Genomic DNA, 20,452 nt, shown 5'->3' with positions numbered 1-20,452 from the left:
TTTTGGTTTGAGAAATTTAAAGTATCTCTTCTTTTTAGATGGAACCCTAATCCATTGCATCAACCATTATGCTATTCCAAAGTATGGTTTTGGAAGCAGGATTCGAACCTGCATTTGGTTTGTTACTCTACCCCTGAGTTACTCCGATTGCTCGGAAGTGGGATTCGAACCCACGACACACAAATTGGACAAAAATCATTCTCCTATCAGCATATGATGATGCAATGCAACTCATACTTTGGGGCCTTTTGAAACCCTCAACTAAGGATAGGTTTAAACTTTAATTTGCCATCCCGATTTTTACATCGGAATTTCTTTATATCTATTTTATATTTAATCAAAGAACTGTTATCGACCAGCGACATTACAAAGATGCAAGCACCTATACGCAGTATATTTGCGCAATAAAATATTTTTCAGAATAAAAAGTCAATTAATTGATTTACAATAAAATAAATTAAAAATAAAACTCAAAACAGCTAATAAATAGCTTTAATACGCAGATATAATGCGCAGTTAAAATAGAGTTTTAACAAAATTATTTTAGCTTTATGCCTATATTTCTGAATAACAATAAAACCATAGCGAAATGGCTGCAAATAAGCTCGCATTAATTAGATATAAAACCATCGACGATTGTTTAAGAAACCGTTATAAAAAATGGACCTTAGAAAGTTTGATCGAAAAGGTTTCTGAAACACTTTACGAGCTAGAAGGAATTACTTCTGGCGTGAGTAAACGCACTATACAGGCAGACATTCAATTGATGCGCAGCGATAAATTAGGCTACAACGCACCTATTATCGTAAAAGACAAAAGATTTTACACTTATGAAGATGATAGTTTCAGTATCACCAAAGCTCCAATAAACAACGCCGATGTAGATAAAATGAAAGAAATTGTTGGGGTTTTAAAGCAGTTCAATGCCTTCAACTACTTCGACGAAATGAGCGACATGATTACCCGCTTAGAAAACAATCTTCATAAATCAACCCATGAAGGTGGTAATTATATCCAATTAGAAAGCAATAATCAGTTGAAAGGGATGGATTACATCCCGAAACTGTATCAGGCTATCTTGAAAAAATCAGCTTTACTAATAGAGTATAAATCTTTTAAGGCACAGCAATCTCAGCATTTAATCTATTATCCATATTTATTGAAGGAATATAGAAACCGTTGGTTTGTGATCGTTAAAGCTAAAAAAGGTGGAATGCTTTTAAATCTGGCATTGGATAGGATTATCGAATTTCAGGAATTACCAAATGAGCCCTTTAAAGCTCATGAGGGGATTGACTTTGAACGTTATTATAGTGATTTAATTGGCGTAACCAAAAGCAGCAACGACAGAGCACACAAAGTAATTTTAGAATTCGACAACAGAAATGCTCCTTATGTAATCACCAAACCATTGCATCACACGCAGGAACTTGTTGCAGAAAAAGAAAAAACTACCATTTTCAGAATTGATGTGGTACTGAATTATGAATTGGAGCGAGAAATACTTGGTTTTGGGGAGTGTGTAAAGGTTTTAGGACCAAAGATATTGGCTCAACGAATTAAACGTAGGTTAAAGGGAGCTCAACATCTTTATTACGACGAACAAGAAGAAGACAAAAAAGAAAAGACAACACCTCAAATCACTGTCCCTCTTGAAAAAAAGGAAAAAGAAAAGGTGCAACAACAATGGAAGTTGGAACTGTAAATTTTGCCGGTCGTCATTCCCACGAATACGTATCGTGTGACACAACTTGTGCACTTCCCTTAAAAATGCCGTCATACCTTCCGATAATATCGGAGCAGGCTGTGAAAGCGGGTATCGTAATGCAATAGCGTATCCAAATTAACGCTTTAAGATTCCCGCCTAAGCGGGAATGACGACAAATGAAATTGTATCCACACGATACAAGAATACGGAACCACGAAGTGCTCAGCAAAGCTAATCTTAAAGCTATTGTACTTCTGCTATATATTTTTCTAACGCATTACGATACCCAATCAAGTTGGGCATGACGTATTTCACAAAGGCATTTCGAAAGATTTCTCCATTTCACTGCGCTTCAGTCGAAATGACGGCAAGGTTAAAAACAAAAGCCTCGATTTACATCGAGGCTTTCAATATTTTAAGAAAGTTCAAACTTATAACCTACTCCTTTTACGGTTGACACGTAAGTTTCTCCTAACTTTTCTCTCAGTTTTCTGATGTGTACATCAATAGTTCTATTGGTAACCACTACCGAGTCTTCCCAAATGTTTTTCAATATCGCTTCGCGGGTATAAACTTTACCAGGCTTAGAGGCTAGCAAATAAAGTAATTCGAACTCTTTTTTCGCTAAAACGACTTTCTCACCACCTTGATAAACTAGGTAAGACTCGCGGTCTATCACCAAATCACCAATTTCTAATTTATTTTCAGAAACATCATCACTGCTCACATTACGACGTAGAATTGCATTGATACGGCTTACTAATGCTCTTGGCTTAATTGGTTTCGCGATATAATCATCAGCACCCACGTTGAAACCAGCAATTTCAGAATATTCTTCACTTCTAGCAGTTAAAAACACCATAAACGTATTTTTAAACTCCGGAATAGCTCTCATTAAGCGACAAGCTTCAATACCATCCATCTTAGGCATCATAATATCTAAGATGATTAAATCAGGCTGAACCTTTTTAGCTACATTAATTCCGTCTTGACCATTGCTTGCCAAATAAACTTGGTAACCTTCCTTCTTCAAATTGTATTCAATCAATTCAAGAATATCTGGTTCGTCATCAACAATTAAAATCTTCTGTTTAGCTGTACTCATTATAGTTTTAATTTGTTACGAAAGTAAGTATACAATTGCAACATTTAGTTAAACCTAAGTTAACAAATTGTTAAGACTACACCATGTGTTAACATAGAATTAGAGTTTAGCTAAGGTTTTGTTTAAGAAAGCTTCTAACTCCTCGCCTCGCAGGTCTCTAGCTATGATTTTACCTTGTGGGTCTAGCAAAAATGAGCTAGGAATAGCCTCAACCTGATATAACTTCACCGTAGCACCTTCAAAAGCCTTCAATTCACCTACCTGGTCCCAAGTTAAATTATCTTGTTTTATAGCCTGCATCCAAGCATTCTTGTCTTTATCTAAGGATATGCCCAGCACTGTAAAATTTCTGTTTCTAAAGGTTTGATAAGCTTTAACTACGTTCGGGTTTTCAGTTCTGCAAGGTCCACACCACGATGCCCAAAAATCTAGCAATACATATTTACCACGGTAATCGGTCAACTTCACCTCTTTACCATCAATGCTAGGAATAGTGAAATCAGGAGCTATCTGGCCTACTTGTACCGCTTTTAACCTCGAAACTTTCTCTACAAAATTCTTTACCGCCGAGTGTTGCTTCAAGCTTGCATCCACTTTCTCTGCATAATCTACCATTGCTTTTTCGTTGCCTTGCGGATTAACCAAACTAATGGCATAAAAGCTTACCAATGATTTGTTGTTATCTAAAGCAAACTTGATGATAGCTTGATTAAGCTCGTTTAAGGCATTATTATAAACTGGAGAAAGTTCTTGCAATAATTGGTCGCGTTTATCCGGAGCATCAGCAACTTTCTGCTCAAATTGTTGGCTAACTTCAAATATTTTCTGTTGATGTTTTATTTTCAGGTCGTTAAACTCCGCAAGTTTAGTTGCATCATCCGCACCTTCTATAGTATAATGTTGGTTTTTATCATTTACATCTGCTGTAATTTCTATCTCATCACCATTTTTAGCGATTACAATATATTCGTTATTTGCGTAGTTAACCCTAAAGAAATCTGCTTCGGGCTTAGTATTGGTAAATTTAAACTCTCCATTTGCAGATAGGTTGGTAGAATCTAATGGCACCATACTGTTGCTGGCCATACCATATAGATATACCTTGTTTTTCATCTCTGCATTAGTCAATTTTCCACTTATGGTAAATTTTGATTTATCTTTACAAGCTGTGATTATGCTGATTGCTACTAATAGTATTATGCTTATTTTTTTCATTCTTTTTAGTATTGAGATGTGAGTATTTAGTATTTAGACATGCTGCCTAGATACGTAAAACTTATCACGTATAACTTATAACCTATTTTAACTTTTCTAGAATCAATTCATTTAGTTTCTTCGCATCGGCTTTGCCTTTAGCTAGCTTCATTACTTCGCCAACAAACAAACCTAAAACGCCTTTCTTTCCTTTTTTGTATGCTTCTACCTGCGGTTGATATTTTGATAGAACCTCATCAATCAATCCAGCAATAACATCCACGTCTTCAACAATCAGTAAATTAAGTTGTTTAGCTAATTTTTCTGGACTGGCATTTGCATCTTTTTCTAGTGCAGGCAATAAGATCTGGATAGCATTTTGCTGCGAAATCTTCTTCTCATCAACCAAATTGATAGTTTGGGCCATTTGCAGGGGCTTTACAGTATAAGTGGTTATATCGATTTGTTTTTCGTTTAAAATAGCTCTTATGCTGCCCAGCAACCAATTTAATAAGCTTTTTTTATGAAGAACATGCTCTTGAGCATCGATGTAATATTGATACAATCCCTTATCGTCTGCTAATAAAGTTGCCTCTGAAAGACTTATACCAAGTTCGGTTATTAAATTTTGAGCAAGCTCTTTTGGTAAAACTGGCATGGCCGATTTAACCCTAGCTAACCATTCATCATCAATTACTACTGGCGGCAAATCTGGATCTGGGAAGTAGCGATAATCGTTAGCTTCTTCTTTGCTACGCATCGGCGAGGTAGTCCCCTTATCCGCATCGAAGTTTAAAGTACTTTGGATAATTTCTCCTCCTGCTGCTACCACTTCTACTTGTCTTCCAAATTCAAAATCCATCGCTCTGCGCACATTACGAATAGAGTTTACGTTCTTCACCTCGCATCTGGTACCATAAGTTGTTGTTCCTTTCTCGCGGATAGAAATATTGGCGTCGCAACGCAGCGAACCCTCTTCCATATTGCCATCGCTAACATCTAGGAAACGTACCAACTGCCTAATCTCTGTAAGCAAGGCAGCAGCTTCTTCAGAACTTCTAATATCTGGTTCGGTTACAATTTCGATTAAGGGAACACCGGCACGGTTCAAATCCACGAAAGAATAATTATCGTCCTGATCGTGCATACTTTTACCAGCATCTTCTTCTAAATGGATACGGTTAATGCCAATTCTCTTTTCAGAACCATCGCTCAAACGCACATTTAAATAGCCATTTTTACAAATCGGGCTGTTGTCTTGTGTAATTTGATATCCCTTTGGTAAGTCTGCATAGAAATAATTCTTCCTATCGAAGAAGTTGTATTGATTGATTTCGCAGTTTAAAGCCAGACCAATACGCATCGCTTTTTCAATGACTTCCTTATTTAATTTCGGTAAAGCTCCTGGCAAACCTAAGGAAACGGTAGAGATATGTTCATTTGGTCCAGCGCCAAAAGCAGCACTGTCTGAACAGAATATTTTGGATTGTGTATTTAACTGAACATGGATTTCTAAACCCGAAACGAGCTCGAAACTGCTAGTATCTTTTGCAATAGTGGTTGTACTCATTAATTGAAATTACTGCGTGGTGCGTCCTTTTTAGCTTTTCAAATATAGCGATTATCCTAATATAAACTAGGTTTTTAGCTACATATACACAGATATTAAACAAATTAACGAGGTAAATGAAATATCTGTACGACTATAGATAAGTCACAGCATTTAATGTATCAATTATGTAGCAGAGAAAAATGTTAGTTTGCAATGGCACGGTATTCGTATAGGTTTTAATACACACAGAAAACTAAGTTATATGAAACGATTAATCCTGATGTTTACCGTTGCTATAGTAGCAGCGACATTGCAAACAGCCAACGCTCAAGTAAGTTTAAATATCAATATTGGTGCGCAGCCCAGGTACGGTTATTATACCGACTACTATGCTAGACCAGTTGTTCATCGTACTTATTACGCACCCGCACCTACAAGGTATGTTTACGTAGAAAGAAACAATTATAGACCTAGTAAGCATTACAGAACGGTAAAAACTAGACATTACTACAGTGCTCCGCCTAGGCATCATTACAACAAGAAAGTTCATTATAAACATCATAATAAATCTTTCAAACATCATAAAGGTAATGGAAGAGGAAGACACTAAAACTACAAAGCCCCGATAATCTCGGGGCTTTGTAGTTTTATAATTTAAAGCATTATAGCTTTTAAAACTGATAGTACTTTTAGTTATTTAAATCACCAAAAAGCTTTATCCTAAGTAACATCGCTCCAGGCAAATACGCCAACGGAACAGCTTCTTTTATAAGTACTGCAATGGTTTCTTGTTTGGCTCCCTTCGATAATAGGTTACTTTTTGCCTTATCTAAAAGTTTTTGCATTTCTTCCTTTTCATCAGCACACATGGTATTAATAACAATTTCTTCTTCGCTGCTAATTTTTGCGATACAAACTCCAAATGCGTTTGCGACCTCCATATCTCGAGGAAAAAGCACTTCGGAAACGCCTGCGATTTTTTTAGGTAATAGGAATGCACCTCCTCCACAGCCCACTACAGAAACCTCGTCGGCATTGTTTTTCAGTGCATCAACCAGCTTTTCTATTTTTTGTTGAATCTCTGTTTTCACAAGTTCCAATGCCTGCTCGTAAGAGATAAGCAAAGTGCTGCTGATTTTTGCCACAAGCTCTCTCTTTTGCAGCACATCATTTAATTGCAGCTGGTTGTCGGCTATAAAGAAATCGGAAAGTGTAAGTGTATCTCCGCCAAAAGCGATTGACTTTTCTTTTAATCTAAATCCAACGGAATCAGGACCAAGCGTACAAACATCATGGTCGAATCGCACAATTGTTCCTCCTCCGATACCCACAGATACCACGTCGGGCATTCTAAAGTTAGTTAGAACACCTCCTATTTCAGTTGCCTGGGTACTTTCTCTAGGAAAAAAATTAATTAATGCACCTGCATCAGAAGTGGTGCCACCAACATCTATCACAATACCGTTCTTCACTTTCGACATTAAGCCCGCTCCTCTAATGCTATTTGTAGGCCCTGATGAAATGGTATGGATAGGGAATTGCTGAACTTGTTCCAAAGACATCAAAGTACCATCATTTTGTCCGATAAATAGTTGAGCATTTAATTGTAAGCGACTAACTGTGGCTCTGAAAGCATGAACCATTTTAAGAGCGACTCCATGTAGTGCAGCATTTAATATACATGCATTTTCCCTATCCAATAAGCCTAATCCTCCAATTTGAAATGAACAACTAACTTTAATGTCATCTCCTAAAATCTCTTTCGCCCAATCTTTAACCTGTATTTCCTGGTCAGCGTTAATTTTTGAGAATATCCCAGTAATAGCAAGTGATTCTACTTCTCCTTTCATTTTTAGAAGACACGCTTTAATTTGCATTTCATTCAAAGGATTTAAGAGACGCCCATCATATTCATATCCCCCATTTACCATATAACAATGCTTCTCTAGCATCTTTTTTAGGTCTTCTGGAAAATCTGTCATTATAGGAATAGCACTACCGGCCGGCAAGCCGATGCGAATTGCTCCCACTTTATTGAGTTCTTTTCTTTCTACCAAAGCATTTGTACAATGGGTTGTCCCTAGCATGATATATTTAATCAATTCCTTAGGGATTTTGCTTTGTGAAAGCACCTCACTAATGGCATTTTCGATACCACTACTGATATCTGATGTAGTTGTTTGTTTGGTCTTAGCTATAATTTCATCTGCATTAGAAACCAATACTGCATCGGTATTAGTTCCACCTACATCTACTCCTATCTTATAAAACATACGTTATTGTTTAGCGTTTAATAATTCTATTGGGATAAATTTCTCTGTATATCCAAACTTCTCCGGACCACCTAGCACAATTCCAGCAGCAGTACGCCATTGCTTATCAGCTTTAATCCCAATCACAATTACCCTGGTACCATATTGAATAGTTTCTGCCGTAATTGGGTGTGCATTTTCAGCATCTAACAACACAATTAAATCGGGTGTAATGGCAGCTGGTTCACCATTCTTTTTTGCAATTAGAAATTCATTTTGAAAATCTATTTCCATTTTCGAACCGTTATCTTCTTCCAATCCGTCTATTTCACAAATGCCTGTATTCCATCTACCTTCGGTCTTCATAGAAATATTGGATATTTTTCCTGAAAAGAGTTTAAAAGCTTGTGTCTGTTGCATTAAAGCTGAAATTGGATTTAGCTGATTTTTTTTCGCATTCAGCACTGATTCTCCCAGTATTTTAGCATACGAAATGGTATCGTGTACAGCGGATTTTTTAACTTCGGCACCACTCATTGAATAACAGGTAACAGCACAACTGCCACCCATTTGTATAGTCGTAGCTCCAACTAAGGTTTCGCCCCAAGTATTATCTATAGTATGATATAAATTTCTATTTCCTTTCTCGTCTGCTTGCGTAATTGGAGATGCGGGAATTCCATGAAGGGTAAAAGTTGTCATTTCTAAACGAGGAAATGCCCGTCCCATACCATCAGCATCAACAATTGGAATTCTTTTTTTTGCAGCAACAGCAAATGGAATTATACCATTGAGCCCACCCGCTTCTACAGGCATAACAGCATCAATTTTTCTTCCCAGATAATTTTCCATCATATCGAAAGCATTATAAAATTCCTCTGCAGAAAACAGCTTTTCGACGAGAATCATAGGAGCGCCAAAAGCGGCGACAGGTACTACTAATGCATCGTTATCTAGTTCATGTGCTTTTATTAACGTTACGTCGCCATAAGCTTGAATTGCTTGTTTCGCCAATAACTTACCGATGTAAGGATTACCGCCACCTCCAGTTCCCAATATGGTCGAACCTAAAGAGATATATTCGAGGTCTTCGATTGTTATTTTTTTCATTTGTTTTTTCCCTTTTTACCGAACAGTGTGTAAATAATTTGGGTTTCTTCTAGCACATTTCCTGCTTGCGCTTCGAGTGCGGTAATAAATACTACATCTCCAGCAGTTAAATACCCTTTTATCGTCCCGTTTTCATTAAGCATTTCAATTTTACCCTGCTGAATCACAGAAATTTCATGCTGTTCATGTTTAGAAAATCCTTTCTCAGGTATTCTGGTACCCTTCATTAAAAAAACGGTTCCGAATGTCATAGACAAGCCTTCTTCCTGAATCAAAAAAAGTTCTTTATTGTAATGCTCATTTTCAGCTGCATAGCTGATTTTCTTTATTTCCATTTTTTAATTTCAGCATGTTGTAAACGCTTAAGGCTCTTAATATATCGCCCAGAATTTCATATTGATATTTGATACGCTTCTTTAGCTTGTTCGATGGTGATATATTCATTTTTAATATCTAACAGAACTTGTTCTTTAGGTCGATTTTCTGGCTTTCCATAACCGCCACCAGTTGCCGTAACACAACGTACGATATCTCCCTTTTTGAGATTGATATTGGTACCCAAACTGTGACGCTCTTCTTCGCCATTAACCCGAATGATCTTAAAATAATTATAGGAACCATCATGGCCACCATCAATACCCCAAGTTTTGGTTTCGGCACCAAGAAACGCCGCCGTTAAAGAAGCTCCATCCGAAAGTATTTTATAATCGATGTATTGCCCATTACCTCCCTGGAATTTACCATAACCCCCACCTTCGTTATGAAATGCATATTGTTGCACTTCTATTCCGTAGCGCATTTCCCTAATTTCAACAGGAATATTATAGGATTCGCCACTTCCGCAAGAAAGTTGCCCTCTATTTCCATCGTGGCTTTTTGAAGCGCCCCAGCCACCAGCTAGCGGTTCTGCCTGAATATAAAATTCATTAGTATATGGATGTATGCCTGATATAAATGTGGCGCAAACAGAGCGTAAATGTCCAGCAGGTAGCTTATCTGGTATTAATGGAGCCAATATTTTCCAGACTAAATCTATCGCAACAATTAAGGTTTCATAATAGATAGATACAGCTGCCGGAAACTCGGCGCTTACTATCGTACCAGGTTCGCAAAGAACTTCCATAGGTCTAAAAGCTCCACCATTTGCATCCATTTCGGGGGTTGTTATGGCTTTAAAAATAGTTCTGCATCCAGTTATCAATCCATTAAAAGATAAATTTACAGCTCCCTTAACTTGCGGGTGCGAACCATTAAAATCCACGGTAAACTTGCTGTCTGTAATGGTTACTTTTGCTTTAACAGGAAAAGGGCCGTCTCCAAAACCATTATTTTCTACCGCAGATTCACCTAAGTAAGTACCTTTCGGGATTGATTTGAGCGCTTCTAAGCTCATACGCTCTCCATAATTTAAAAATGAAACTCCAGCTTCCTTATAAACTTCTAACCCGTACTTTTCTATAATTGAGATGACCCGTCTTGCTCCAACTTCGGCAGCGGCAATACCTGCAAATAAATCACCCAGCGTACTTTCGGGCAAACGTACATTGGCTTTAATGATATCTATCACCGCCTGATTAAGTTCTCCTTTACTCTTAATCTTTATAAAAGGAAAATGTATTCCCTCATGAAAAATTTCGGTAGCTATTGTAGAAACAGAACCTGGATAAGTACCCCCTAATTCTGTCCAATGCGCCTTATTAACCGTAAAAGCAACCAATTCATTATGATAGAATACAGGATATACCACAGATACGTCCGAAAGATGTGTCCCTCCGCCGGCATAAGGCGTATTCGCAATAATGACATCACCTTCTTTCAATAAATTTTCTCCAGTATATTTTTCCAATGTACTTCTCACTACAGAATCAAGTGCAGCTAAAAATGCAGTAATTCCATTTCCTTGAGCCAGTAACTCACCCTTGCTATCGGTAATCCCAACAGCATAATCCAAAGATTCGTATATAATTGGACTCATACTGGTGCGTTCTAATGTTTTAAACATTTCATCGCCTGCAGCAATTAATGAATCTTGTATGATTTCTAATGTAAAGTCTTTCATTTTATAGCATTGTTATGATTAGATTTCCATAGCTGTCAACTAATAGTTTTTGTAGCGGTGTAACTAAGGTTGTAGTGGCATTTTCTGCTATTATCGCAGGACCGTTGATAAGCATATCGGGTTCCAATAAATCACGATTGTAAAATGCGGTACGATGTATTCCTAAATCATCAAAATCCACTTCTTTAAATTCAAAAATGGCATCACACACTAGTTTTCCCTTAGTTTCTATTTTCGGGAAGTCAGGCTTATCTACCTTAACCTGGGCAACTAAATGAAAATTCACCAGCTCTACTTTATTGTCTAGTCTAAATGAATACTGCTTCTGATGCGCTTCATGGAAATCCTTGATCATCTCATCCAGTATAATATTAATAGAAAGCGGTATTTGCACTTTTACATAATGTTCTTGTCCAGCGTAACGCAAATCAGTATAATATGAAAATTCAATTTGCTCTTTTTCGAACCCATCATTTTCGTACTTTTTGATGGCATCGTTCTCCATATCCAAGAACGTATCCTGGATTTTCACTTTTGTTTTGTCGGTTAATACCACCACATTGGTTCGTATCGAGTCCCTTCTCAAATCAGACATCAACATTCCAACCGCCGAAAAAACACCTGCATTTTTAGGAACTATCAGTTCTTTTACCTGAAGTTCTCTAGCTAAATCTGCTCCATGCATGGCACCACCACCCCCAATTACTACTAAAGAAAAATCTCTAGTATCGTAGCCCTTGTTAATCGAAACAAGCTTTAGTGCATTAATCATGTTTGCATTTGCAATCCTTATAATGCCTCTGGCAATGGCTTCTTTATTAGTATTGAAGGTTTCACAGAGCATTTTCGAAGCTTCATCAATACTTTTATAATTAGGGGTAAGTTCTCCTCCCAAAAAATAATCTGGATGAATGCGACCCAAAATCACATTAGCATCAGTTGTAGTTAAGTGCTTTCCTCCTCTTCCATAAGCAGCTGGCCCCGGCATTGCTGCTGCACTTTTAGGTCCCACATGCATTTTTCCACCAGTGTCTACCCAAGCTATGCTGCCACCTCCATTTCCTATTTCTACAATATCTATTACTGGTGTTTGGATTGGATAACCCGCTTTAGTTTTGGAATGGTCAATTTTATAATTAGTAGTAATTTTTACTTGTCCATTTTCAACCAATGCACATTTTGCCGTTGTGCCACCAATATCTAAGACAATCATATTCTTTCTATTAATGACATTGCCTAAAGCTATAACCCCATAAACGCCACTTGCCGGTCCAGATTCAACAATGGTAATAGGATTTTCTTTGATATCCTTGATAGTAGTGATTCCACCATTAGACTGCATAATGTACGGAGCGTTCTTCAGACCATTTAGTTTCAGTTTCTGCTCCAGTTTTACCAGATAATTTTTGGTAAGCGGCAATACATAACTTGACAAAACCGTAGTGCTTGTACGTTCATATTCTCGCCATTCTCTAGTTATTTCATGAGAAGCGATGATTTCGACTCCGTTTAGTAAAGGTTTTATTTTTTGAATGAAAGCCAATTCATGCGCTGGGTTTTTATAAGAATGTAAAAAACAAACGGCTAAAGCTTCTATTTGTTCCTCTTTGCAAGTACGGACAATTGAAGCTATGTTTTCATAGCTGATAGGTTGAATTATTTCGCCTTTATAGTTCATTCTCTCTTCAACTTCAAAACGGAGGTACCTAGGTACAAATGGAGGTTGTTTTATAAAGTTGAAATTGAATAAATCAGGGCGGTTAGACCTTGCAATCTCTAAAACATCCCTAAACCCTTTGGTGGTTATTAAAGCAGTTCTAGCTCCCTTGTGCTCAGTAAGTGCATTAATTACTACGGTGGTGCCATGCGCAAAAAAACCTACCTTGTCTAAATCTAAACCATGCTTATTTATTGCATTTAAAATTCCTTCTTCAAAGTTAGAGGGAATGGTATCTGTTTTTGAAACTTTCAAACCTATTGGCTTTCCCGTTGTCTTATCAAATTCAAGACATACTAAATCCGTAAAGGTTCCACCGATATCTGTAGCTACTCTCATATTTATTTATTAATCATTTACTTGATAGCTTCAATCATTGATAAGCGATTAAATGCTATAGAACAGATTACCATATACTTTTACGCATCAATCAGTATATGGTAATCGTTATTTTTTGAATGTTTTTAAATCAAATTGGCTATTTGAAAAACATTGATTTCAATACGCTTCTTCAACTAAAATTTATAACTGAAATCAACTCCAAAAACAGCAGGTTGTCCCTTCCAAGCTAAATCTCCAGAGCCATTAGAAAAATCCTGTCCGAAATATTCTGTGATGTATTTTTGATTTAAGATGTTATTTCCAAACACGTTTACCGCAAAACCATTAACGGCTATCCCAACTTTTGAGCTAAGAAGATTGTAAGCGGATGATATTGCTCGGTTATCTTCATGCCAATAGATTTTGCCAGTTCCCCTCAAGGTAAGATTACCATTGAAAGATACTTTCTTTGTTAAATTGAAATTAGATTCTAGCGCTAGAACATAACTATTTTGAGGAACCAATGGCGTATTCTTTTTTGCAACATTAAAAGAGTTATTGGCTCCCACGCTATAGGTTGATGTTCCTTCTAGAATGATCGATTTACTAAGTCCATAACTAGCTAAAATATCTAAGTAATTTGTTGCTCTTATCTTAAAATCTGCTTCAAAACCATACGATTCGCTTTTTGGAAAATTAAAATTTCCTATCAATATATTTCCAGACCCATTAATTAGCAGGGCGTATTGTTGCTGATTTTTAAAATCGATATAGTAAGTAGATAGGTTTAAAATGATACGGTTGTTCAGAAAACTATTCTTGATACCAAACTCATAGTTATTGGTGATTTCTGCTTCGTAACCTTCGTTAAAACGTACGGTATTTGCCTGATTAAATCCGCCACTTCTATAACCTCGCCCATAGTTTGTGTACAGCAACATATTTTCTGTAGCTTTTAAAGACAGAGATAATTTCGGCTGTAACTGCGAATCGGTTTTATCTGGCTTGGTATTAAGGGTTCTGTTATCTTGTTTAATATGATCGTTGTCGTAACGAAGACCAGCAGAAACTGTAAATTTATCCGTCACTTTATAGTCTACAAAACCAAAAGCTGCAAGTGTTGAATAAGTATTGGTAAAATCGGAAACTGCCAAAGTAGATTGAGCTCCTGTTGGGGCGTAAGGAGGGGCAAAAAAACCAAAATCAGCAGTTGCTTGAGTATACAATAATTTTGCAGAGTTTTGGTAGAATGCCCCTAAATCCCATGTTAACTTGGTAGTTTCTTTATTTTTCGAGCTTAATTTGATTTCCTGATTGAAAGTTTTAGAGTCACTATTTTGAAATTGCCTAAGAATATCGGCAGAGGTAAAATCTAAATCACCTGTGTGATTTCTGTCGCTTTTGTTGTAAGTTGTGGATGATGTAAGTGTTACTCCTTCTAAATCAAAATTCACCTTTAAATTTCCATAATTCCCTTTCAATTTCGAAGTTCCAAATTGGTCGGCAATAACTGCTTGGTTATTAAAATCATCTGCCCCAAAATTAGGAGTTGTAACCCCAGCTGCATAATACGTTGCACCAGCTTTTGTATTAATTATTTGTCCCGTCGCTGTTGCATTTATTTTATTCGACAGGTTGGCTTTTATTTGGGCTCTCAACGATAAATCTTCAATATAATCTACAGGCTTATTTAAATAGGTGTTTTTAATTACACCATCTCCTTTTCTATAAGAACCAGAAACCCTATAAAACAACTTATCTTTCATAATGGGGCCAGAAAAAGAAAGCTGCGTTTTAAATAAATTTCCACTGCCGTAGCCCAAAGAAATTTTGTTACTAAAGTCATTGGTAGGCTGGTTTGTAGTAATGTTAATTGCTCCTGCTATCGCATTTTTACCATACAATGCACCTTGTGGTCCCTTAACAATTTCTATCATCGCCAAATCAAACAATTCTTGATTAATTAAATTAGCGTCTGGCAAGGTAACACCATCTATCACAAATGCTATCGGCGATTCTCCATTTCTTATATGGGAAATCCCTCTAACGGTAATAAAATTATTTCCAACCCCTTGCGAAGTGGTGAAGTTCACGTTAGGAATCGTGTTTGCAAAAGTTTGGACGTTCACAATTCCCTTTGATTCTATTTCTTGGGAGGTAAGTGTAACTACAGATTCTGGTACAGACTGGACAGATTCTAATCTACGTCTTGCCTGACCAATAACTCCAGAGAAGCCTTTAACAGCTACTTCTTTTAACTGTTTTGTTTCCTTATCTAGAAAAACCTGATATTCTTTTTCTTGATCAAGTACCACTTCCTTGGTAACATATCCCAAAAAGGTAAACACTAGTGTTGTAGCTTTATCAGAGACTGTGAGTTTAAAATTTCCCTGTGAATCTGTAAGTGTACCTTGGCTATTATCTTTTGTACTTATTGATACACCAATTAAATTGCCATCGGCTCCTTTTACATTTCCTTTGATAGCCCTCTGTCCGAAGAGAACAATTGGAAAAATTAAGAATAAGAGAATTGTGATTTTTTTCATTTTACAATAGATTAATTTTAAATTAAAGCTATTGTAATTGTTAACTAATCTTTTTTTTTACGATTACTTTATACCTAACAAATATTTCCTATGACAAAAACAAGAAAACAATGGAAAACGATAAAACATTAGTATCGGACCAATTAATTCTCTCCAAATATTGCTTTGATAAGTTGCTAAAAGCGATTATGAATAAGTTTAACAATAAACACAAAGTGGATTTCATCAGCGACTCGCAACTGTTTGGCTTTGCAAATTACGATCCTTTAAAGCCTAGTTTAAAAAATGAATTTGAACAAATAACGAAAGGATACATCAATGGAAAATACCTATACACTAAAAACAGAGAGTTAAAACAAGGGAAACCAATCATTAGACTCAACAGAGAATACAAATATGCTTTTTTGAACTACTTGAATTACGACAGGATAGAATCCTTTCTAGAAAATGAAATTTTTGATGAACTAGAAATGAAAGCACAGCTTGCACTTATTGAAACTGCGCAATCTAATGAGGATTTCTATTATTGTTGCTATTACTACGGTGAAGATCAAAAAATGAACAAAGGAAAACTAACAATTTACAACAATTGGAGTAATATGGAATTTCGCTTTGTTTATTTTGATGAAAACGACATCAAATCAGAATATGTTTTTTATGGCGACATTAAAATAAGCGAAGATTTAATGTTTATGCATACCAAATACGTTTCAAATAATATAAAAAAAGAAGGTGCAAACTTTGTTTTTTTTGTCGGAAAATCTACTTCTACAGAGAGAAATTACTTAATAGGTACGTACTCTGGGTTTGATAAATATAACAGAACTATTGCTGGCAAGATCATCTTAAAAAAGTTCGCCAGTAAGACAGAAATGGAAAATGAATTTTCTACCCGTCAAATCAATCCTTTGCTTACACAAGAACTTAAGGGGAAACGAATTATTATTGAAAGTCATTTACCAAGCATTTCTTCAAAAATTTCGAATACAAGCCCGTTCGCTTCCTTGTTCTCCAATTTATCAGGAGACTACCAATTTAAGTTTCACGGTGATAGTGAGGATTTTCATACGCTCGAACTCAGTATTGATTCCCTTAATTACAATATCTCAAGCAAAAACCCAGATGTAATTATTGAAAATGATATTGTTAAATTAATTAATAGAGGACAAAATGCATATTTAGATTTTGAAGTATTAGGGGTTTCATACATACAAAAAGTCAGCATATACATTAAAATGTACTACTTAATTAAACCTGAAAACGATTTTTCGGGAGTTTATAGCGGTGTCGATTTTAATAACAATCCAATTAATGGTAATGTAGAAATTAAATATAGCAAACAGTCTTAACCTTATTTTCAGTTACCAGTAATGAAATACACTTAAATTTTAAAACTACAAAGCCCCGAAATTATCGGGGCTTTGTAGTTTTAAAATCTTTTACCAATGGTAATACCTATTCTCGGGTAAGCTTCTACATAATTCTTCTTATTGAAAAAACGACCAGCACCCAAGTAAACCTCTCCTACAAATCCGTTTTTGGTAAGAAATTTACCTCCGGCAGCAGCACCTAAACCAAAGCTAGTCACATTAGTCTCTCTATATGAATAAGCATAACCGTTAGGATCGGTTAGATAAATCCTATCATCTTCAACCTGCATCACTGCAGCATTTGCTTCGATGAAAAAACCTGTACCCATTTTGTTATTATTTCCAAAATAAACTCTGTAGTAAGGTATTGCTCCAAGTTTATAATCTGTATTGTCATCTATCCCAAACAAAATAGACAGACCAGCGCCACTGTTATCGTTAAATATTCGCTCATAGCTTATTTCTGGTATGCCAATGATAGTGTTTAACAAGTTAAGTCTAATTTCATTTCTTCCAACTGTTCTATCAGTTACTTTTGTGCTATCTTTTTGAGCAAAAACTGATATTACCGAGAATGATAATATTAGTGTTAATAGATTTTTTTTCATTTAATGTGTTCGTTTATTTAATGGTGATGTAACAAAAAAAAATTGTAGCGCTTTCTACTTTTACAATACGACTAGAAAAGATAAAATGCTACAATTTCCGTGTTTTTTACTTCAAAAATGATTTCGCTTTCTCAATCGCTCTATCCAAACCAGCGGCATCTTTACCGCCAGCAGTTGCATAGAAAGGTTGACCACCGCCACCACCTTGTATTTCTTTAGCTAATTCTCTCACAATCTGCCCTGCATTGTAGCCTTTTTCTTTTACCAATTCGTCATCAATAGCTATGGTAAGTTGAGGCTTGCCATCTACCACCACACCTAACACTAAGAATAAATTCTGCACAGCACCTTTTACAGCATAAGCTAAAGTTTTCACAGCATCAGCATTTGGCAAATCAACAGTAGTTGCAATAAAGTTCACGCCATCAATATTTTGTATTTGTGCTTCTAAATCAGTTCTTAAAGCAACCGCTCTTTCAGTGATACTTTTTTCAATCTCTTTTTTTAGGGCACTGTTATCATCTATGATCTTACCTAAGGCAGAAACAAAATCTTTAGGATTGTTCAATAAGGCATTCAAGTTCTTCACTAAATCGAAGTGCTCTCGAATCACAGCAGCAGAACGTTCGCCAGTAATCGCTTCTATCCTACGTACACCTGCCGCAACCGCAGATTCAGAAGTTAACTTAAAGAAACCAATTTGACCTGTAGCTTTTACGTGAGTTCCGCCGCAAAGCTCTTTCGAAAAATGGTCATCAAAAGTGATTACACGAACAAAATCACCATATTTTTCGCCAAACAAAGCGGTTACACCACTATCAATTGCTTCTTGATATGGCACATTTCTTTGTTCTTTTAATAGGATATTCTCTCTGATTTTCTCATTAACGATATCTTCGATCTGGTTCAATTCATCATCAGTTACTTTAGCGAAGTGAGAAAAATCGAAACGCAGGTAATCCGAATTCACCAAACTACCTTTTTGATTGACATGCGTACCTAAAACTTGCTTCATTGCCGCATGTAATAAGTGCGTAGCCGAGTGATTGTTTTCTGAAGCTTTACGTTTTTCTTCATCGATAACAGCCCAAAACTTGCCTTCTAAATCTGCTGGCAAAGTATCTGTGAAGTGTACAGTTACACCGTTTTCTTTTTTAGTGTCGGTAATTTCCACCCAAAATTGTCTGCTGTGGTCTTCCAACCTACCTGTATCACCAACCTGACCACCACTTTCTGCATAGAAAGGCGTTTGAGCCAACACAATTTGATATTGCTCTTTACCTTTAGCTGTTACTTTTCTATACTTAACAATTTCAGTTTCTATCTCTGATAAATCGTAACCTACAAATTCAGTTTCTCTGTCTTCGTTAACGATCACCCAGTCTCCAGTATCGATAGCTGTTGCTGCACGAGAACGATTTTTCTGTTCTTCTAAGGCTTTGTTAAAGCCTTCCATATCTACTGAAAGTCCCTTTTCGCGAGCCATCAAATCGGTTAAATCTATCGGAAAACCGAAAGTATCATATAACTCAAAAGCGAAATTACCATCAATGATTTTACCGCCTTCGTATTTTTCGAAGCGCTGGATACCCGTAGCCAAAGTCCTCAAGAAAGAAACTTCTTCCTCTAAAACTACTTTTTGCACAAAATCTTTTTGCAAGTATAACTCATCAAATACACCATTAAATTGCTCTGCTAATACTGGAACTAACTGATTTAAGAATGGTTCTTTTAAGTTCAGGAAAGTATAAGCATAACGCACCGCTCTACGTAAAATACGACGAATTACGTAACCAGCTTTATTGTTAGAAGGTAACTGACCATCAGCAATTACGAAAGAAATAGCACGAATGTGGTCTGCCATTACACGCATTGCCACCGCTTCGTTCCAACCTTTTTCTCCAGGTTCGGCGCTACCTACATATTCAAATCCAGATTTTTCTGCAATAAAATTGATCAACGGTTGAAAAACGTCAGTATCATAGTTTGAAGTTTTACCTTGCAATACACGCACCAAACGCTCAAAACCCATCCCCGTATCTACGTGTTGTGCCGGAAGTGGATTTAAAGAACCGTCTTTTAAGCGGTTAAACTGCATAAATACGTTGTTCCAAATCTCAATTACCTGAGGATGGTCTGCATTCACCAAAGATTTTCCTTTTCCATCGGCACGCTCTTCAGCGGTACGGCAGTCTACGTGAATTTCAGAGCACGGACCACAAGGGCCCGTATCTCCCATTTCCCAAAAATTATCTTTCTTATTACCTAAAACGATACGTTCTTCTGGTACAAATTGCTTCCAAAGCTCAAATGCTTCGGTATCCATTGGCAAGCCTTCTTTTTCATCGCCCTCAAAAACAGAAACGTACAATTGGTCTTTAGGAATTTTGTAAACTTCAGTTAATAGCTCCCAACTCCACGCAATCGCTTCTTTTTTGAAATAATCGCCAAAACTCCAGTTGCCCAACATTTCGAACATGGTGTGGTGATAAGTATCAATACCAACTTCCTCCAAATCGTTATGTTTACCCGAAACCCGTAAACAACGTTGCGTATCCACCACACGTGGATATTTTACAGCCGCTTCACCTAAAAACAAATCTTTAAATTGGTTCATTCCGGCATTGGTAAACATCAATGTTGGATCATTTTTAACCACAATTGGCGCTGAGGGTACAATATGATGTTGTTTGCTTTTGAAAAACTCCAAAAAGGTCTGTCTTATTTCTTTTGCTGTCATTTTTTATAAGGTATTAGGTTTTAGGTTTTAGGTTTTAGGTTTTAGGGAATTAACAATCCCATCGTCTTAACCAAAATCCCTTTGTGTTCTTTGTGTCTTAGTGGTAATAATTTAATGAGGAACAAAATTATAATTTTATTGTGGTTTTCTGCTAAAATCAGTTTACATTT

14 protein-coding genes are annotated in these 20,452 nt (G+C 36.5%); 3 read left to right on the top strand and 11 right to left on the bottom strand.

Annotation, left to right across the window (positions count from 1 at the left end; translation table 11 throughout):
* The first annotated feature begins 589 nt into the window (after positions 1-589).
* Positions 590-1,705, top strand: coding sequence for a helix-turn-helix transcriptional regulator (locus CRO54_RS04105; RefSeq protein ID WP_097128997.1), 1,116 nt, complete (start codon positions 590-592; stop codon positions 1,703-1,705).
* A gap of 418 nt (positions 1,706-2,123) precedes the next feature.
* Here the strand turns inward: CRO54_RS04105 and CRO54_RS04100 are convergent, their stop codons facing one another.
* The 3 genes from CRO54_RS04100 to gatB form a co-directional block, all read right to left on the bottom strand.
* Positions 2,124-2,813: a response regulator transcription factor gene (locus tag CRO54_RS04100; protein ID WP_097128994.1), complete on the bottom strand. Its 690-nt coding sequence runs from the start codon at positions 2,811-2,813 to the stop codon at positions 2,124-2,126.
* Between the two features lie 99 nt (positions 2,814-2,912).
* Complete coding sequence (locus tag CRO54_RS04095) at positions 2,913-4,028, bottom strand: TlpA disulfide reductase family protein (RefSeq protein WP_097128992.1); 1,116 nt, start codon at positions 4,026-4,028, stop codon at positions 2,913-2,915.
* A gap of 82 nt (positions 4,029-4,110) precedes the next feature.
* On the bottom strand, positions 4,111-5,577 hold the full coding sequence (gene gatB / locus CRO54_RS04090) for an Asp-tRNA(Asn)/Glu-tRNA(Gln) amidotransferase subunit GatB (protein WP_097128990.1): 1,467 nt from the start codon (positions 5,575-5,577) through the stop codon (positions 4,111-4,113).
* Between the two features lie 244 nt (positions 5,578-5,821).
* On the opposite strand from gatB, the gene CRO54_RS04085 reads away from it, so the two are divergent.
* Positions 5,822-6,169, top strand: a complete 348-nt coding sequence (locus CRO54_RS04085; protein WP_097128988.1) for a hypothetical protein — start codon at positions 5,822-5,824, stop codon at positions 6,167-6,169.
* 79 nt (positions 6,170-6,248) lie between these two features.
* On the opposite strand, the gene CRO54_RS04080 is transcribed toward CRO54_RS04085, so the two are convergent.
* From CRO54_RS04080 to CRO54_RS04055, 6 genes are all read right to left on the bottom strand, one after another.
* Positions 6,249-7,832, bottom strand: a complete 1,584-nt coding sequence (locus CRO54_RS04080) for a hydantoinase/oxoprolinase N-terminal domain-containing protein (RefSeq protein ID WP_097128986.1) — start codon at positions 7,830-7,832, stop codon at positions 6,249-6,251.
* Between the two features lie 3 nt (positions 7,833-7,835).
* A complete protein-coding gene (locus tag CRO54_RS04075; RefSeq protein ID WP_097128984.1) occupies positions 7,836-8,921 on the bottom strand; it encodes a DUF917 domain-containing protein in 1,086 nt (361 codons plus the stop codon).
* Positions 8,918-9,256 (bottom strand): hypothetical protein, encoded by a 339-nt coding sequence (locus tag CRO54_RS04070; protein ID WP_097128982.1) that lies wholly within the window; start codon positions 9,254-9,256, stop codon positions 8,918-8,920. The genes CRO54_RS04075 and CRO54_RS04070 overlap by 4 nt, the downstream gene beginning before the upstream one ends.
* A gap of 56 nt (positions 9,257-9,312) precedes the next feature.
* The gene (locus CRO54_RS04065) at positions 9,313-10,980 is read right to left on the bottom strand and encodes a hydantoinase B/oxoprolinase family protein (protein ID WP_097128980.1); all 1,668 of its coding nucleotides are present in this window, start codon (positions 10,978-10,980) and stop codon (positions 9,313-9,315) included.
* 1 nt (position 10,981) lies between these two features.
* The gene (locus tag CRO54_RS04060; RefSeq protein WP_097128978.1) at positions 10,982-13,036 is read right to left on the bottom strand and encodes a hydantoinase/oxoprolinase family protein; all 2,055 of its coding nucleotides are present in this window, start codon (positions 13,034-13,036) and stop codon (positions 10,982-10,984) included.
* 176 nt (positions 13,037-13,212) lie between these two features.
* Complete coding sequence (locus CRO54_RS04055; RefSeq protein ID WP_097128975.1) at positions 13,213-15,564, bottom strand: TonB-dependent receptor; 2,352 nt, start codon at positions 15,562-15,564, stop codon at positions 13,213-13,215.
* A gap of 110 nt (positions 15,565-15,674) precedes the next feature.
* Between CRO54_RS04055 and CRO54_RS04050 the strand changes: the two genes are divergently transcribed.
* Positions 15,675-16,913 carry a hypothetical protein gene (locus tag CRO54_RS04050; protein WP_138765743.1) on the top strand — a complete coding sequence of 413 codons (1,239 nt, stop codon included), beginning with the start codon at positions 15,675-15,677 and terminating at the stop codon, positions 16,911-16,913.
* A gap of 80 nt (positions 16,914-16,993) precedes the next feature.
* Here the strand turns inward: CRO54_RS04050 and CRO54_RS04045 are convergent, their stop codons facing one another.
* On the bottom strand, positions 16,994-17,542 hold the full coding sequence (locus CRO54_RS04045) for a hypothetical protein (RefSeq protein ID WP_097128971.1): 549 nt from the start codon (positions 17,540-17,542) through the stop codon (positions 16,994-16,996).
* Between the two features lie 106 nt (positions 17,543-17,648).
* Complete coding sequence (gene alaS / locus CRO54_RS04040; RefSeq protein WP_097128969.1) at positions 17,649-20,282, bottom strand: alanine--tRNA ligase; 2,634 nt, start codon at positions 20,280-20,282, stop codon at positions 17,649-17,651.
* Between the last annotated feature and the right edge of the window lie 170 nt (positions 20,283-20,452).

It is taken from the genome of Pedobacter xixiisoli (genome assembly GCF_900215335.1).
Classification (GTDB): Bacteria; Bacteroidota; Bacteroidia; order Sphingobacteriales; family Sphingobacteriaceae; genus Pedobacter; species Pedobacter xixiisoli.
This window is presented reverse-complemented; position numbering and strand designations above follow the sequence as displayed.

Coding starts and splice junctions, on each gene's coding strand:
- CRO54_RS04065 (WP_097128980.1), bottom strand. CDS start 10,980: ATGAAAGACTTTACATTAGAAATCATACAAGATTCATTAATTGCTGCA.
- CRO54_RS04095 (WP_097128992.1), bottom strand. CDS start 4,028: ATGAAAAAAATAAGCATAATACTATTAGTAGCAATCAGCATAATCACA.
- CRO54_RS04080 (WP_097128986.1), bottom strand. CDS start 7,832: ATGTTTTATAAGATAGGAGTAGATGTAGGTGGAACTAATACCGATGCA.
- CRO54_RS04075 (WP_097128984.1), bottom strand. CDS start 8,921: ATGAAAAAAATAACAATCGAAGACCTCGAATATATCTCTTTAGGTTCG.
- CRO54_RS04100 (WP_097128994.1), bottom strand. CDS start 2,813: ATGAGTACAGCTAAACAGAAGATTTTAATTGTTGATGACGAACCAGAT.
- CRO54_RS04045 (WP_097128971.1), bottom strand. CDS start 17,542: ATGAAAAAAAATCTATTAACACTAATATTATCATTCTCGGTAATATCA.
- CRO54_RS04055 (WP_097128975.1), bottom strand. CDS start 15,564: ATGAAAAAAATCACAATTCTCTTATTCTTAATTTTTCCAATTGTTCTC.
- CRO54_RS04105 (WP_097128997.1), top strand. CDS start 590: ATGGCTGCAAATAAGCTCGCATTAATTAGATATAAAACCATCGACGAT.
- CRO54_RS04085 (WP_097128988.1), top strand. CDS start 5,822: ATGAAACGATTAATCCTGATGTTTACCGTTGCTATAGTAGCAGCGACA.
- CRO54_RS04050 (WP_138765743.1), top strand. CDS start 15,675: ATGGAAAACGATAAAACATTAGTATCGGACCAATTAATTCTCTCCAAA.
- gatB (WP_097128990.1), bottom strand. CDS start 5,577: ATGAGTACAACCACTATTGCAAAAGATACTAGCAGTTTCGAGCTCGTT.
- CRO54_RS04070 (WP_097128982.1), bottom strand. CDS start 9,256: ATGGAAATAAAGAAAATCAGCTATGCAGCTGAAAATGAGCATTACAAT.
- CRO54_RS04060 (WP_097128978.1), bottom strand. CDS start 13,036: ATGAGAGTAGCTACAGATATCGGTGGAACCTTTACGGATTTAGTATGT.
- alaS (WP_097128969.1), bottom strand. CDS start 20,282: ATGACAGCAAAAGAAATAAGACAGACCTTTTTGGAGTTTTTCAAAAGC.